The organism is Rhodococcus sp. NPDC019647, assembly GCF_044389235.1.
In the GTDB taxonomy this organism is placed as follows: domain Bacteria; phylum Actinomycetota; class Actinomycetes; order Mycobacteriales; family Mycobacteriaceae; genus Rhodococcus_F; species Rhodococcus_F oxybenzonivorans.
In genome coordinates this window covers 41,374-54,582 of the sequence record NZ_JBIRXS010000019.1, presented here as the reverse complement: position 1 = coordinate 54,582, position 13,209 = coordinate 41,374, and the positions used below count along the sequence as shown (strand labels likewise).

General features: G+C 67.0%; 15 protein-coding genes and 1 tRNA gene. 9 read left to right on the top strand and 7 right to left on the bottom strand.

Features of this window, described 5'->3' with window-relative positions:
* Positions 1-58: 58 nt before the first annotated feature.
* The 4 genes from ACH49N_RS26605 to ACH49N_RS26590 form a co-directional block, all read right to left on the bottom strand.
* Positions 59-862, bottom strand: a complete 804-nt coding sequence (locus ACH49N_RS26605; RefSeq protein WP_109329529.1) for an SCO1664 family protein — start codon at positions 860-862, stop codon at positions 59-61.
* 3 nt (positions 863-865) lie between these two features.
* Entirely contained in the window at positions 866-1,459 is a 594-nt protein-coding gene (locus ACH49N_RS26600; RefSeq protein ID WP_159921987.1) for a DUF3090 domain-containing protein, read from the bottom strand.
* Positions 1,460-1,563: 104 nt separating this feature from the next.
* The gene (locus ACH49N_RS26595) at positions 1,564-2,262 is read right to left on the bottom strand and encodes a histidine phosphatase family protein (RefSeq protein ID WP_159921985.1); all 699 of its coding nucleotides are present in this window, start codon (positions 2,260-2,262) and stop codon (positions 1,564-1,566) included.
* Positions 2,263-2,302: 40 nt separating this feature from the next.
* The gene (locus ACH49N_RS26590; protein ID WP_109329523.1) at positions 2,303-3,148 is read right to left on the bottom strand and encodes an undecaprenyl-diphosphate phosphatase; all 846 of its coding nucleotides are present in this window, start codon (positions 3,146-3,148) and stop codon (positions 2,303-2,305) included.
* A gap of 241 nt (positions 3,149-3,389) precedes the next feature.
* Between ACH49N_RS26590 and ACH49N_RS26585 the strand changes: the two genes are divergently transcribed.
* The 5 genes from ACH49N_RS26585 to ACH49N_RS26565 all read left to right on the top strand — a co-directional run bounded on the left by ACH49N_RS26585 (position 3,390) and on the right by ACH49N_RS26565 (position 8,074).
* Positions 3,390-4,319, top strand: coding sequence for an aldo/keto reductase (locus ACH49N_RS26585; protein WP_109329521.1), 930 nt, complete (start codon positions 3,390-3,392; stop codon positions 4,317-4,319).
* Positions 4,320-4,414: 95 nt separating this feature from the next.
* The gene (locus ACH49N_RS26580; protein WP_358275463.1) at positions 4,415-5,101 is read left to right on the top strand and encodes a biliverdin-producing heme oxygenase; all 687 of its coding nucleotides are present in this window, start codon (positions 4,415-4,417) and stop codon (positions 5,099-5,101) included.
* Complete coding sequence (locus ACH49N_RS26575) at positions 5,098-6,138, top strand: ABC transporter substrate-binding protein (protein WP_358275461.1); 1,041 nt, start codon at positions 5,098-5,100, stop codon at positions 6,136-6,138. The genes ACH49N_RS26580 and ACH49N_RS26575 overlap by 4 nt, the downstream gene beginning before the upstream one ends.
* The gene (locus ACH49N_RS26570; RefSeq protein ID WP_358275459.1) at positions 6,135-7,205 is read left to right on the top strand and encodes an iron ABC transporter permease; all 1,071 of its coding nucleotides are present in this window, start codon (positions 6,135-6,137) and stop codon (positions 7,203-7,205) included. Before ACH49N_RS26575 ends, ACH49N_RS26570 begins: the two co-directional genes overlap by 4 nt.
* Positions 7,202-8,074 carry a heme ABC transporter ATP-binding protein gene (locus ACH49N_RS26565; protein WP_358275458.1) on the top strand — a complete coding sequence of 291 codons (873 nt, stop codon included), beginning with the start codon at positions 7,202-7,204 and terminating at the stop codon, positions 8,072-8,074. Before ACH49N_RS26570 ends, ACH49N_RS26565 begins: the two co-directional genes overlap by 4 nt.
* A gap of 13 nt (positions 8,075-8,087) precedes the next feature.
* Here the strand turns inward: ACH49N_RS26565 and ACH49N_RS26560 are convergent, their stop codons facing one another.
* Positions 8,088-8,441: a hypothetical protein gene (locus tag ACH49N_RS26560; protein ID WP_109329511.1), complete on the bottom strand. Its 354-nt coding sequence runs from the start codon at positions 8,439-8,441 to the stop codon at positions 8,088-8,090.
* A gap of 182 nt (positions 8,442-8,623) precedes the next feature.
* Here ACH49N_RS26560 and ACH49N_RS26555 point away from each other — a divergent pair, with 182 nt between their 5' ends.
* The 3 genes from ACH49N_RS26555 to ACH49N_RS26545 are packed head-to-tail and all read left to right on the top strand — an operon-like array spanning position 8,624 to position 10,955.
* Positions 8,624-9,634, top strand: a complete 1,011-nt coding sequence (locus ACH49N_RS26555; protein WP_358275456.1) for a hypothetical protein — start codon at positions 8,624-8,626, stop codon at positions 9,632-9,634.
* A complete protein-coding gene (locus tag ACH49N_RS26550; protein ID WP_358275454.1) occupies positions 9,635-9,874 on the top strand; it encodes a DUF5703 family protein in 240 nt (79 codons plus the stop codon). It begins immediately after the preceding gene.
* A 10-nt stretch (positions 9,875-9,884) separates the two neighbouring features.
* On the top strand, positions 9,885-10,955 hold the full coding sequence (locus tag ACH49N_RS26545) for a quinone-dependent dihydroorotate dehydrogenase (RefSeq protein WP_358275452.1): 1,071 nt from the start codon (positions 9,885-9,887) through the stop codon (positions 10,953-10,955).
* Positions 10,956-11,036: 81 nt separating this feature from the next.
* Here the strand turns inward: ACH49N_RS26545 and ACH49N_RS26540 are convergent, their stop codons facing one another.
* Positions 11,037-11,567 (bottom strand): YbhB/YbcL family Raf kinase inhibitor-like protein, encoded by a 531-nt coding sequence (locus tag ACH49N_RS26540; protein WP_159921973.1) that lies wholly within the window; start codon positions 11,565-11,567, stop codon positions 11,037-11,039.
* Between the two features lie 33 nt (positions 11,568-11,600).
* Entirely contained in the window at positions 11,601-12,953 is a 1,353-nt protein-coding gene (locus ACH49N_RS26535; RefSeq protein WP_109329501.1) for a M20/M25/M40 family metallo-hydrolase, read from the bottom strand.
* Between the two features lie 107 nt (positions 12,954-13,060).
* Here ACH49N_RS26535 and ACH49N_RS26530 point away from each other — a divergent pair.
* Positions 13,061-13,146: transfer RNA gene (locus tag ACH49N_RS26530), tRNA-Leu, on the top strand.
* Positions 13,147-13,209: the final 63 nt, after the last annotated feature.

Sequence of the window (13,209 nt, the reverse complement as noted above, 5' to 3'; positions counted from 1 at the left end):
TCGAGGGAGCCGCCGCCCGTCGCCGGGAACCCGGATTCCTGGGTCGTGCACGAACGTCTCAGAATGCGGGCCACGGGATCGGCCGGTGTCCGTTGGGACGGGGCATCACGGGGGCGTCGAGCAGGTCGACCGCCCGTTCGTAGAGCGCCGCGACCTCGGCGGAGGTGATGTGCTCCGCGAGCCGCGCACCGAAGTCGCCCTCGAGCGCGGGTATCAATTCGGCGATGTCGACCACCAGGGCACCCGGCACCTGCGTCCCCGCCCACCCCCACAGCACGGTCCGTAATTTGTTCTCCCTGTGCAGGCAGATGCCGTGGTCGACTCCGTACACGGAACCGTCGAGTCCTTCGAGCGCATGCCCACCCTTGCGGTCGGCGTTGTTGATGAGTACGTCGAGGACAGCCATGCGCTGCAGCCGGGGGTCGTCGGCGTGGATGAGGGCCACCGGCTCGCCATCCATGTCGCTGGCGCGAAGAATTTCGAACCAACCGTCCGGCACCGCGCCGGGCGCGCAGATGTCGACCAGATCAAGTCCGGGCCGATCGTCTCCGTGGCGGTCGGCCGTGTCCACCCATTGCTGCACCATCCCCCGTCCGAATGGACCGTCCCGAAGGAGAGTGCGCGGAATCACACCCCATCCGAGCTGTTCGGACACCAGATACGACGCGTACTCCCTGCCGGCGAGGGTTCCGTCGGGGAAGTCCCACAGCGGCCGCTCCCCGCGAATCGGTTTGTACACACACCGGACCGCGGTCTCACCGATCACCGCATCACAGACCAATGTCGCGTTACTGGCGTGGGTGATCTGGCCGATGAGGGTCAGTTCGCCGAACTCCAGAGGGTCCGACTCCTCGGCGGGCAACTGTCAGTCCTCCTCGTCCGTTTCCGGGGTGAGGCCGAAGCTGTGGCCGCGGCGGTATCCGTTGGTGCGGATACAAATGTGCCCCTCCGGCGCGAGCGGCTCCCCGCACAGCGGGCACGGCGCCCGGCCGGCGGCGATGACTCGTTCGGAACGCAGCGAGAAGTCCCTGGCCTGCAACGGGGTGAGAAAGACCCGTACGGCATCCGGGCCGTCCTCGGAGTCGTCGAGAACGACGGACTCGTCAAACTCGGTCTCGGTGACGGCCAGCAGCTCCACGACGACGGCTCCGGCGTCCGCGTCCCAGCCCAGGCCCATGGTTCCGACCCGGAATTCGGCGTCGATGGGGGTGACGAGCGGGCTCGCGTCATCGAGTTCGGCGCCCTGCGGTGGTACTTCCGTACCGAACCGGCGGTGTACTTCCTCGAGCAGGAGTCCCATCCGATCCGCGAGTACCTGAACCTGCTGCTTCTCCAACAACACGCTGACGACACGTGTCTCGTGAACCGCCTGGAGATAGAACGTCCTGTCGCCGGGCTCACCCACCGTTCCCGCAATGAACCGGTCAGGAGTGCGGAATACGTGAATTGCGCGTGACATTGCACCTCCTTCAGCTGGAGCCGGGCCCTTCTGCGGCGCTGCCCACTCGTTGATCCGTCTGGGACTCTTCCTAGCAGCGTGCCCCGTTCATTATCCGTCAATCGTTACAGGCGAACCTCCCCGCCGGGGACCGACCCCGAAACTTCGGCGGCGGCACCGTCCCCCGACGCCGGTGGAGTGTTGACCGCCGACAGGTCGTGGCCGGTGTCGTTCATCTTGAGCACATACGGCCGGGTGGAGGTGTAGCGGACGACGCTGATCGACGCGGGTTCGGCGACGATCCGCTGGAAGCCGTCGAGATGGGAGCCGAGCGCATCCGCGAGCACCGCCTTGATCACGTCACCGTGCGAGCATGCCACCCACACCACGTCCCGGCCGTGCCGTTCCGCGAGCCGGGCATCGTGCTCACGGATGGCTGCGACTGCCCGGGCCTGCACCTGGGCGAGGCCCTCGCCGCCCGGAAACACCGCGGCGGACGCATGTTGCTGGACGACCTTCCACAGCGGCTCCTCCAGCAGGGCCTTCAGTTCACGGCCGGTCCAGTCGCCGTAGTCGACCTCGACGAGCCGGTGTTCGACCACCGGGGTGAGCCCCCGCGCCCGCGCGAGTGGCTGCACCGTCTGCTCACACCGCAACAACGGTGAGTGCACGATTTCCTCGATCACGACGTCCGCGAGCCTGGCGACAACCGCCTCTGCCTGTTCCCGGCCGTGGTCGTCGAGTTCGACTCCCGGCGACCGGCCGGCGAGCGTGCGTGCAGTGTTGGAGGTCGACCGCCCATGGCGCAGCAGGACAACAGTCATTGGCCCAGCCTAGTGTCGCGCACCCGCAGGCCGCCCGATCTCAGGTTGCCGACACGACACCGGTTGCCAGGAGTGACAGCACCACGACGCCGAGAATGATCCGGTAGCCGACGAACCAGTACATCGAGTGGTCGACGACGAAGCGGAGCAACCACGCGATCGAGGCGTACCCGATGGCGAAGGCGATCAGCGTCGCAACGAGCAACTGGGCACCGCTCGCGTTGAGGCCCTCCCCCGCGGGCTCGAAGGCGTCGGGGAGGCTGAACAGACCCGATGCGACCACGGCCGGAATAGCCAGCAGGAACGAATAGCGTGCCGCGGCTTCTCGGGTCAGTCCGAGGAACAGGCCCGCGCTGATCGTGCCGCCGGACCGCGAGACGCCGGGAATCAACGCGAGTGCCTGGGCCGAACCCATGATGATGCCGTCCTTGGCGCGAAGGTCCTCGACCGGACGGACCTTGCGTCCGTAGTACTCCGCCGCTGCGATGACGAGCGCGAAGACGATCAACATGGTGGCGATCAGCCAGAGATTGCGTGCCCCGGTGCGGATCTGATCCTTGAAGAGGAAGCCGAGAATTCCGACCGGAAGGGTGCCGATGATCACGTACCAGCCCATCCGGTAATCGAGGTCACCTCGATGCTCGGGATGCAGCAATCCGCGAAACCACGCGACGACGATCCGGCCGATGTCTCGGGCGAAGTAGATGAGAACGGCCGCCTCGGTGCCGAGCTGGGTGACGGCGGTGAAGGAGGCGCCTGCGTCGTCACCGAAGAAGACCTCGGACACGATCCGCAGATGGCCGGACGAGGAGATGGGCAGAAACTCCGTCAACCCCTGGACGACTCCGAGGACGATCGCCTGGAGCCACGACATCGCCTCCCCCATCACTCACCCGTCCCGAGGTGAAACACACCGGCCCGCGAGGCCTCGAATCTGCTGTCAGGACGCCAATTTCCCATGTCGCGTTCGTCATTCACCGGCGCCACGGTACCGGGAGGCCCCGGTCGCAGCAGAATCCGGCGTGGCAGGACAGCCGGTTCCGCGCGACACCACTACTCTGCTCCTGTGGTGGCCCGTCCCGGGTGGCAGTCGCCGTCCGGGGAAACAGCACGAGACGCAGGCGGTTATGGAACAGAGATCGGTCGGAGCAAGTGGTCTGCGGGTGTCACGCCTCGGCCTGGGCACACTCACCTGGGGACGCGACACCGACGGCGACGAAGCCGCCGCGCAGATCGCGGCCTTCGTCGATGCCGGCGGCACCCTCGTAGACACCTCGCCCGCCTACGGTGACGGTGCAGCGCAGCGCATTCTGGCGGAACTGCTCGACGACGTGGTACCCCGAACCGAACTCGTCCTGAGTTCGAGTGCCGGCATCAACCCGCACGGCCCCTTGCGGGTCGACTGCTCGCGCCGAGGGCTACTCGCTCAACTCGATGCCACCCTCCGCGAACTCGGAACCGACTACCTCGACATGTGGCAGGTCGCCACCTGGGATCCGTTCACCCCGGTCGACGAGGTGGCCGCGACACTGGATTTCGCGGTCTCGAGTGGCCGCGTCCGGTATGTCGGCGCCCGCGGCTACCTCGGGTGGCAGCTGGCCACCGCTGCGGGAGCCTCTCGCGGTACCACCCTCGTCGCCACGCAGGTGGAGTACTCCCTGCTCGCGCGCGGGGTCGAAGAGGAACTTCTTCCTGCCGCCGCACATCACGGGATCGGGGTGTTCGCGGCGGTGCCTCTTGCGGGCGGCGTCCTGACCGGTAAATATCGGAACGGGATTCCCGTCGACTCCCGCGGGGCCGACGACGCGCACTCCCAGGACGTGCAGAACTACCTCACCGACTCCTCGGTCGGTGTCGTCGATGCCGTCGTCACCGCCGCGGACGGGCTCGGGACCTCACCGCTGGCGGTCGCGCTCGCGTGGGCACGGGACCGTCCCGGGGTCGCGAGCGCGGTGGTCGGCGCCCGGGACATCGCCCAGCTGACCGGTGTCCTCGTCGCCGAGGAACTCGAATTGCCACCCGCCATCTCGGCGGCTCTCGACGACGTCAGCGCCTGAGGGGCCCGTGGGGCGCCCTCCGTGCGAATGCCGCGATAAAGCAGGCCAGGCTAACCTGGTGCTCAACGGTCGACGTCGTAGATGCAGGAGAGCTCATGACCACGCTGAACGAGGCCGACGCGGCCGATCGCCGAGCGGTCGGTTTCGCCGAGCGCATCAAGGACGGCACGGACGCCGCTCACCGCGAGACCGAACAGTCCCGGTTCGTCGGAGCGTTACTCGCCGGAGAGTTGAGTTCGGACGGCTACGCCGAACTGCTTGCCCAGACCTATCTCGTCTACCGCGAATTGGAAGAGGCCGGACGCACCCACACGGATGATCCGGTGGCCTCACCGTTTCTGTCCGAGAAGCTGATACGCGTGCCGGCCCTGGAAGCGGATTTGGCCTACCTGCGCGGTTCGTCGTGGCGCGACACCGTGTCCCCGCTCGCCGCCACCACCCGGTACCTCGAGCGGCTGCGTGAGGTGGCGTACGACTGGCCCGCCGGTTTCGTTGCGCACCACTACATTCGGTACATGGGCGATCTGTCCGGTGGTCAGATCATTCGCCGGATGCTCGAACGAGCATATGGATACACCGAGAACGGCCTGCGGTTCTACATCTTCGAGGAGATCCCGAAACCGAAACTGTTCAAGGATGCGTATCGCGCGAAACTCGACGCCGCCCCGTTGTCCGCGGCCGATCAGCAACGGGTGATCGACGAGGTGAACCTCGCGTATCGACTCAACGGTGACCTGTTCGCCGATCTCGAAGCCGACATCGACAGCTACCTCGCGCGGTGAGGCCCGTGGTCCGCACGTGCTCTCCCCGATCAGTTCTCGCAGTACTGGCAGTGGTGCTCGTCGCCGCCGTCGGCGCTTCCGCATGCACATCCGCAACCGGTGACGGTGGGACGGGCCCACACGGCACGCACACCGCGGTGCTGGACGATCTCGATCCGCAACCTGTCGCGTCGACGGCCGCACCGGTGCTGCCCACCACGGTCCGCAGCTTCGACGGCGTGGACGTCACGATCGACGACGTGAGCCGTATCGTGACCGCCGACCGCTACGGCACCCTGACGGAAACGGTCTTCGCTCTCGGGCTCGGGGACAACGTGGTCGGCCGCGACATCGCAGCCGAGTTCCCCGCCGCCGCCGGTGTGCCGGTGGTGACGCCGGGCGGCCAGTCACTCAGCGCCGAGGCAATACTCGATCTCGCGCCGACGGTCATTCTCACCGACACCAGCATCGGACCGAAAGGCGTTCAGGATCAATTGCGCGCGGCGGGCGTTCCGGTGGTCTACTTCGACCCGACGCGCACCCTCGCCGGCGTGTCCCCGCAGATCATCGCGGTGGCGAACGCGCTCGGTGTCCCCGAGCGCGGAGCCGAACTCGCTGCCCGCACCGACGACGAGATCGCAGCGGCCCGCAGCCGGGCGCCCGACGGTGAGAATCCGTTGAAGATCGCCTTCCTCTATCTGCGCGGCACCGCGATCACCATGATCGGCGGGCGGGGATCCGGGGCCGACTCGTTGATCGAGGCCCTCGGAGCCGTCGACGCAGGCACGGCCTCCGGAATCACCCAGCAGTTCGCACCCATCACCAGCGAGGCCCTCATCGCCGCAGCACCCGATGTGATCCTGATGATGACGGGTGGCCTCGAATCGATCGGGGGGATCGACGGACTCGCGAAGATTCCCGGTGTCGCGCAGACCCCGGCAGGAAAGAACCAGCGTGTCGTCGACATGCAGGACGGGGTGCTTCTCAGCTTCGGACCCAACACCGGTCGTGTGCTGGACGCCTTGGCGGACGCCGTCTATCAGCCGGCCGATCGATGAGCCTCGGCACCGTCACACCAGCTCAGGCTTCTTCTCGAACACGCACCGGCATCGTGCTGGCCGGGTTGCTGGTCGCGCTCGCGGTCGCCGCAGTGTTCTCCGCGTGCATCGGTCAGGTGCCCACCGGACCGGGCGAGGTGCTCGGCAGCATCGCGCACCGCGTAGGACTCGACCTGGGTCCCCTCCCCGCACATCCCAGCGGTGAGGTCACGCTGTGGGAGGTCCGCTTCCCCCGGGTCGTCCTCGCGATCCTCGTCGGCGCGGCCCTCGGCTGCGCCGGTGCTCTCCTGCAGGGCGTCTTCGCCAACCCTCTGGCCGAGCCGGGCGTCATCGGGGTCTCCGCCGGGGCAGCCGTCGGTGCCAGTGCCGCCATCGTCGTCGGCGGGGCGTTCGCGGCCGGGTGGACCGTGGCCGCGTCCGCGTTCATCGCCGGACTCATCACGACCGTCGCCGTGTACGTCCTCGCCCGCCACGACGGCCGCACCGAGGTGGTCACCCTCGTACTCACAGGCGTCGCGGTCAATGCCTTCGCGGGCGGACTGATCGCCTTCTTCACCTTCATTGCCTCGCCGGCCGCCCGTGACCAGATCGTGTTCTGGCAACTGGGAAGCCTCAACGGCGCCACGTGGAGCGCTGTCGCGGTAGTGGCGCCGATGACCGTCGCCGGTATCGCCGCGACCATGGTGATCGCGGCAAAACTCGACCTACTCTCGCTCGGTGAGAGCGCAGCGCGACATCTGGGACTCGACGTCGAGCGTTTGCGCCTGATCGCCGTCCTCATCGTCGCGCTACTGGTGTCGTCGAGCGTGGCCTTCACCGGGATCATTCTGTTCGTCGGCCTGGTGGTACCCCACCTCATGCGTATCGCCGTCGGTCCGGGGCACCGAGTGCTCATTCCGGCCAGCGCGTTGTGCGGGTCGCTGGTGCTCCTACTCGCCGACCTGGGCGCCCGGTCCCTGGTGGCCAACGCGGACCTTCCCCTCGGCATGCTGACTGCTCTGGTCGGTGGACCGTTCTTCTTCTGGCTGCTCCGCCGTACCCGAGCCCGCCAGGGCGGTTGGGCATGAGCCCCAGCCGTCTGCGGACGAGAATCCGGGAAGCTCTCGCGCAGAATTTCCTCCGCCGGACCGATCCGGTTCCGCCGGTACCCCGCCCGGGCGCGGTAACGCTGTGCGCGGTCGACATCGACGTCCACCGCGGGGGACGACCCGTGCTGGACAAGGTGTCGGTGGACGTGCGCGTCGGTGAGGTTCTCGTACTCGTCGGACCCAACGGCGCCGGCAAATCAACCCTCCTCGCGGCGCTGTCGGGCGATCAGAACGTGCAGTCGGGCACCGTCCACCTCGACGACCGGGACGTCGACACGTGGACGCCCCTCCAGATGGCTCAGCGCCGCGCCGTACTCCCCCAGCAGAACACGGTGGGATTCTCGTTCACCGCACGCCAGGTCATCACGATGGGCCGGTCCCCGTGGGCAAGAACGTCCCGGTCGGACGAGGACGTCACCGCAGTCGCCGAGGCGATGAGAATTTGCGATGTCGAGCCCTTCGCCGATCGACCTTTCACCGCCCTCTCCGGCGGTGAGCGTGCTCGCGTCGCGCTGGCACGAGTGCTCGCTCAGCGCACCGAGACGATTCTGCTCGACGAACCGACCGCAGCGCTCGACCTCGGTCACCAGGAGACAGTGATGCGGCTTGCGCGCGACCGTGCACGCGCCGGCACCGCTGTGGTGGTGGTGCTGCACGACCTTGCGCTCGCCGCCGCCTATGCGGACCGGATCGTCGTGCTCGAGAACGGCCGCGTCGCCGCCGACGGCCCACCCCGGGAAGTGCTGGCCCCGGAGCTTCTCACCCGCGTCTACGGCCATCCCGTGGAGGTCATCGCGCACCCGGAAACCGGGACGCCCCTGGTGCTACCTCGACGTGACCCACGCTGAGGCCGTACGGGTGTCAGAGTCCGTCGATGACGGCGCCGAGGCGGCTCAGTACAGCGCGGACCGTTCTGCCGTCTTCCTGCCCGACGACAACCGAATCGGGGGCGGCTACCGCATCCCGCACCACCGCGACGATGGAGCGTTCGTCGGTCAGATCGATCTCGCGAATCGAGCGACGAGCCGTCGCGATGATGTCGTCCGGTGCCGGCACATCCGTCTCGACGTCCGCCCGGTACACCTCGACGAACAGGGTGCTCTTCCGTACCCGGAAGGCATAGGAGTTCCCCTCTGCGGTGCGACCGAAGCCGTGCGCGTGCGGGCCGACCGAGACGTCTTCGACGGTGAACGTCGGTGTTTCGGGTAGTTCCACGGTGTTCTCCTCGATGACCTCGTCCGGTTGTCGGGAACAACCGCACGTGGGGTCGATAGCCCCTACGGTATCGCCTCGCGACGCGCTGGGCACCGACCGCTTTGCCCGGTGTTTCGCGAATCAGGGATGCTTGGTGGACAGTTGTGCAGGTACGGACAGAAGAGAAACCCGAGGAGCAGCGCATGGGCAGACCTGGAGCGCGCGTCGTCGCGTCGTGCGTCGGAGCGGCATTTTTGCTGGTCACGGGCTGTTCTTCGAGCAACGACGAGGATCAGGCAGTCACCATCGCGCCGGCCAGTGCAGCTCAGTCACCCGCACAGGCCACGACGCCTGCCGGTGTCGTCCATCCGATCGGGCAACCTATCGAGTCGGTCACAATCGACCCCGACACGCGTACCGCCGTCGTCCTGGTCGGCGACCGGAGGGAAGTTCTTCTGTTCGCCGGCGGCGACCTCGGCGCCGCCCCCCGTTCGATTCGGTTGAACGAGACTGTGACGCAGGTGTCCCTAGCCCCCGGCGGAACTGCACTGCTCGCCATGAACGGCCAGGTGGGACGGCTGGACCTCCGATCCGCCGAGCTCGACTCCGTCCCTGCGGACGGGGACGTCCGGTCGGTGGCGCAGCTACCCGACGGACGGCTGGCCGTAGGACTCGGCAATGGCGAAATTCACATCACCGGCAGCGAGGGCGCCGAGTCACAAGTGATCGACGGATTGACCTCGGTAGATGCGCTGGCCGTTGTCGGCGAGTCGCTCACCGCACTCGACCGCGGTCAGACTTCCGTCACGGAAGTCGACATTCCGAAATCCTCCCTCGGTGCCGCTCTCCGCGCCGGTGAAGGTGCGACTCAACTCACCACCGATCACTTCGGTCGCATTCTGGTGACCGATACGGCCGGTGACGAGTTGCTGGCGTACACGACAGACACTCTGATGCTGCGCCAGCGGTTTCCGGCGGGCGATGCGCCCTACGGCGTCGTTTACGACGACGAGGCCAACCGGGCGTGGGTCACGTCGACCGGCACGAACGAGGTGGTCGCTTATGACCTCGCCAGCGGCGTCGGGGTGGAAACCGCACGCTATCCCACGGTCCGCCAGCCCAACTCGATCGCGGTGGACACCGTCAGCGGTGATCTACTCATCGGTTCCGGCACGGGTGACGGGTTGCAGCAGATACCGACGAGGAGCTCATAGATGTCGTCGCATTCACGCCGTCTCCCCTCCGGCTGGGAAATCGAGTCCGAAGACTTCGAGTACGTGCCGCTGCGGTTGCCACCGGATGTCACTCGGGTCAGTGCGTCGATGAGACTCGCCATACAGGCGGAGTTCGGTGGCTGGGAGCTCTCGCGCGTGCGGCTGTACTCCGACGGCAGCCGGCGCGTGCTGCTCAAACGACGAAAGACCATCCACCATGTTCCCGACCCGGCTATCTAGGGAGATCCCGTTGTATCACCTGCTCCTGCGGCTGATGTTCCTCGTTCCCCCGGAGCGCATTCATCATCTGGCCTTCACGGCGATGCGCCTGGCCACAGGCGTCACCCCGCTGCGCCAGCTGGTTGGCAAGGTCCTCGTGGTCAATGATCCGGTGCTGAGGAACACCGTGTTCGGACTCGACTTCCCCGCCCCGCTGGGACTGGCCGCCGGCTTCGACAAAGACGCCACCGGTGTGGACGCGTGGGGTCCCCTCGGATTCGGTTTCGCCGAGGTGGGAACCGTGACGGCGCAGGCTCAGCCCGGCAACCCAGCTCCCCGCTTGTTCCGGCTGCCCGCCGACCGCGCCCTGATCAACCGAATGGGGTTCAACAACCACGGCGCAGGTAATGCCGCGAACCATCTCCGGCAGCGACGCGCGAGTGTTCCGATCGGGGCGAACATCGGCAAGACCAAGATCGTCGACGCGGCTGAAGCGCCCGCCGACTACACAGCAAGTGCGCGGCTCCTCGGGCCCCTTGCCGATTTCTTGGTAGTCAACGTCAGTTCACCCAACACACCGGGACTACGCGACCTGCAAGCTGTCGAGTCGCTGCGGCCGTTGCTTCGCGCAGTTCAGGAGACCGTCAGCGTTCCCGTCCTGGTGAAGATCGCCCCCGACCTGTCGGACGATGACGTCGACGCCGTCGCTGATCTCGCGGTCGAGTTGGGCCTGGCCGGGATCGTCGCCACCAACACCACCATCCGGCGTGACGGCCTGCGGACCCCGAAAGCCGAGGTCACCGCGATCGGGGCGGGCGGGCTGTCGGGCGCACCGGTCGCGGAACGGTCCCTCGAAGTGCTGCGCCGCTTGCACGCGCGGGTCGGCGATCGGCTGGTGCTGATCTCGGTGGGCGGGATCGAGACCACGGAGCAGGCCTGGGAACGCATCCTGGCCGGGGCCACGCTGGTCCAGGGGTATACGGGTTTCATCTACGGCGGACCGTTCTGGGCGCGCCGGATCCACAAGGGGTTGGCGCGCAAGGTCCGCGACGCCGGCTTCGACAGCATCGCGGACGCGGTGGGCGCGGGAGTAATCCGCTGATACGGGTGCCTCAACGACCGGTGGCCGGCGACTTCCGAGAGAAGTCGCCGGCCACCGATTTCCGACCTGCTGCTGTCTGACCTACTGCTCGTAGGTGCCGGTGATCCTCGCCCGGGCGATGGCGTGCGAGAACAGGTTGAATCCCAGAAATGCCGGAGTGGAATCCTCGCTCACGCCGTCGAGGGTGTCGACGTCCAGAGCGTGGACAGCGACGATGTAGCGGTGCGGGCCGTGCCCCTGGGGCGGGGCTGCCCCGATGAAGCGGCGCTGCCCGGCGTCGTTCCGCAGCTGGATCGCGCCATTCGGGAGCCCGGTACCGTCGTCGTCACCGGCGCCGTTCACCAAAGACGTGCAGTCCGCCGGGATGTTCGCCACTACCCAGTGCCAGAAACCCGAGGCGGTCGGCGCATCCGGGTCGAACACGGTGACCGCGAAACTCTTCGTCTCGGGCGGAAATCCCGACCACGACAGCTGTGGCGAGTTGTCGAAGCCGCCGGCTCCCATGATTCCACTGACCTGATCCTTCTTCAGCGGCTGCCCGTCGGTGACGTCGGCGGAGGTCAGCTCGAAACTCGGCAGGTCGGGAAGTGCTTCGTACGGGTCGTAGGACATGCGGTTCCTCTCTTGTCGCGAATGGGCGATGGATCAGCTGTGGAGCAGAAAGTGCTCCAGCACACGCGTCCCGAACAGTAGTGCGTCGACCGGTACCCGTTCGTCGACGCCGTGGAACAGGGCACTGAAGTCGAGGTCGGGAGGCAGCTGCAGCGGCGCAAAGCCGAAGCATCGGATACCCAGCTTGGCGAATGCCTTGGCGTCCGTGCCGCCGGACAGCATGTACGGCACGGTCCGCGCACCGGGATCGTGCGCGAGGATCGCCTCGTTCATGGCGTCCACCAGGTGACCGTCGAACGTCGTCTCGTAGGAGTCGAGGTTGGTGATCCACTCCCGCTGCACGTCGGGCCCGATCAGCTCGTCGACGGTGGCCTCGAACTCGGCCTGCCGACCGGGCAGGATGCGGCAGTCGACCACGGCCTCCGCGGTCTGCGGGATGACGTTGGCCTTGTAGCCGGCGGACAGCATGGTGGGGTTCGCGGTGTCCCGCAGCGTGGCGCCGATGATATTGGCGATACTGCCCAGTTTCGCCAGGGTGCCGTCGAGGTCGGGCGACGTTGCATCGAAATCGAGGCCCGTTTCCTCGCCTGCAGCGGCGAGGAATTCGGCGACCGAATCGGAAATGACCAGCGGAAAGGTGTGCGCACCCAGGCGGGCGACTGCCTGCGCGAGAATGGTGACGGCATTGTCGGTGTGCAGGAACGAGCCGTGCCCGGCCCTGCCCTTGGCCGTCAGACGCATCCAGCCGAGACCCTTTTCCGCGGTCTCCACCAGATACAGCCGTCGCTCGGTGCCGTCCGGGCGCGGAACGGTGAGCGAGAACCCACCGACTTCGCCGACGGCTTCGGTGACACCTTCGAACAGGTCGGGACGATTCTGTACGAGCCACTGGCAGCCGTATTTGCCCCCGGCCTCCTCGTCGGCGACGAACGCGAACACGAGATCCCTCGGCGGAACGATTCCCTCGGCCTTGAACTGGCGGGCCACCGCCAGGATCATGCCGACCATATCTTTCATGTCGACGGCGCCGCGGCCCCACACGTAGCCGTCCTCGACGGCGCCGGCGAACGGGTGGACGCGCCAATCGGCGGGCTCGGCGGGCACGACGTCGAGGTGACCGTGCAACATCAGCGCACCGCGGGTGGGGTCCGACCCCTTCAGCCTCGCGAAGACGTTCCCCCGCCCCGGCGCCCCCGATTCGACGTATTCCGTCTCGTATCCCACTTCCTGGAGCTGAGCGGCGACCCACTCCGCACACTCACGCTCACCCTTGGTCGTGGCGAGTTCCCCGGTGTTGGACGTGTCGAAGCGGATCAGTGAGCTGACGAGCTCGACGACCTCGGCTTCGGCGCGACCCCGGCCTGGCGTTTCCTGTGTAGTCGGCACTTCACTTTCCTACCACCGCGCCACCGGAAACGCTCAGGTGAAAGGGGCGATTTGGGCCGTGGCGCTTCATCGGATAGTCTTTCCCAGCGCCCAGGAAATGGGTGCGAGTCCGAGTGGCGGAATGGCAGACGCGCTAGCTTGAGGTGCTAGTGTCCTATTAACGGACGTGGGGGTTCAAGTCCCCCCTCGGACACTCTGAGTTGAGACAGACGAAAAGGCCCCGGTTCATCGAACCGGGGCCTTCTTCGTGAGAGGG

What these genes read in the sequence shown, in the direction of transcription:
- ACH49N_RS26600 (WP_159921987.1), bottom strand. Translation starts at nt 1,459, where the DNA reads ATGTCACGCGCAATTCACGTATTCCGCACTCCTGACCGGTTCATTGCG.
- ACH49N_RS26595 (WP_159921985.1), bottom strand. Translation starts at nt 2,262, where the DNA reads ATGACTGTTGTCCTGCTGCGCCATGGGCGGTCGACCTCCAACACTGCA.
- ACH49N_RS26590 (WP_109329523.1), bottom strand. Translation starts at nt 3,148, where the DNA reads ATGGGGGAGGCGATGTCGTGGCTCCAGGCGATCGTCCTCGGAGTCGTC.
- ACH49N_RS26585 (WP_109329521.1), top strand. Translation starts at nt 3,390, where the DNA reads ATGGAACAGAGATCGGTCGGAGCAAGTGGTCTGCGGGTGTCACGCCTC.
- ACH49N_RS26580 (WP_358275463.1), top strand. Translation starts at nt 4,415, where the DNA reads ATGACCACGCTGAACGAGGCCGACGCGGCCGATCGCCGAGCGGTCGGT.
- ACH49N_RS26570 (WP_358275459.1), top strand. Translation starts at nt 6,135, where the DNA reads ATGAGCCTCGGCACCGTCACACCAGCTCAGGCTTCTTCTCGAACACGC.
- ACH49N_RS26565 (WP_358275458.1), top strand. Translation starts at nt 7,202, where the DNA reads ATGAGCCCCAGCCGTCTGCGGACGAGAATCCGGGAAGCTCTCGCGCAG.
- ACH49N_RS26555 (WP_358275456.1), top strand. Translation starts at nt 8,624, where the DNA reads ATGGGCAGACCTGGAGCGCGCGTCGTCGCGTCGTGCGTCGGAGCGGCA.
- ACH49N_RS26550 (WP_358275454.1), top strand. Translation starts at nt 9,635, where the DNA reads ATGTCGTCGCATTCACGCCGTCTCCCCTCCGGCTGGGAAATCGAGTCC.
- ACH49N_RS26540 (WP_159921973.1), bottom strand. Translation starts at nt 11,567, where the DNA reads ATGTCCTACGACCCGTACGAAGCACTTCCCGACCTGCCGAGTTTCGAG.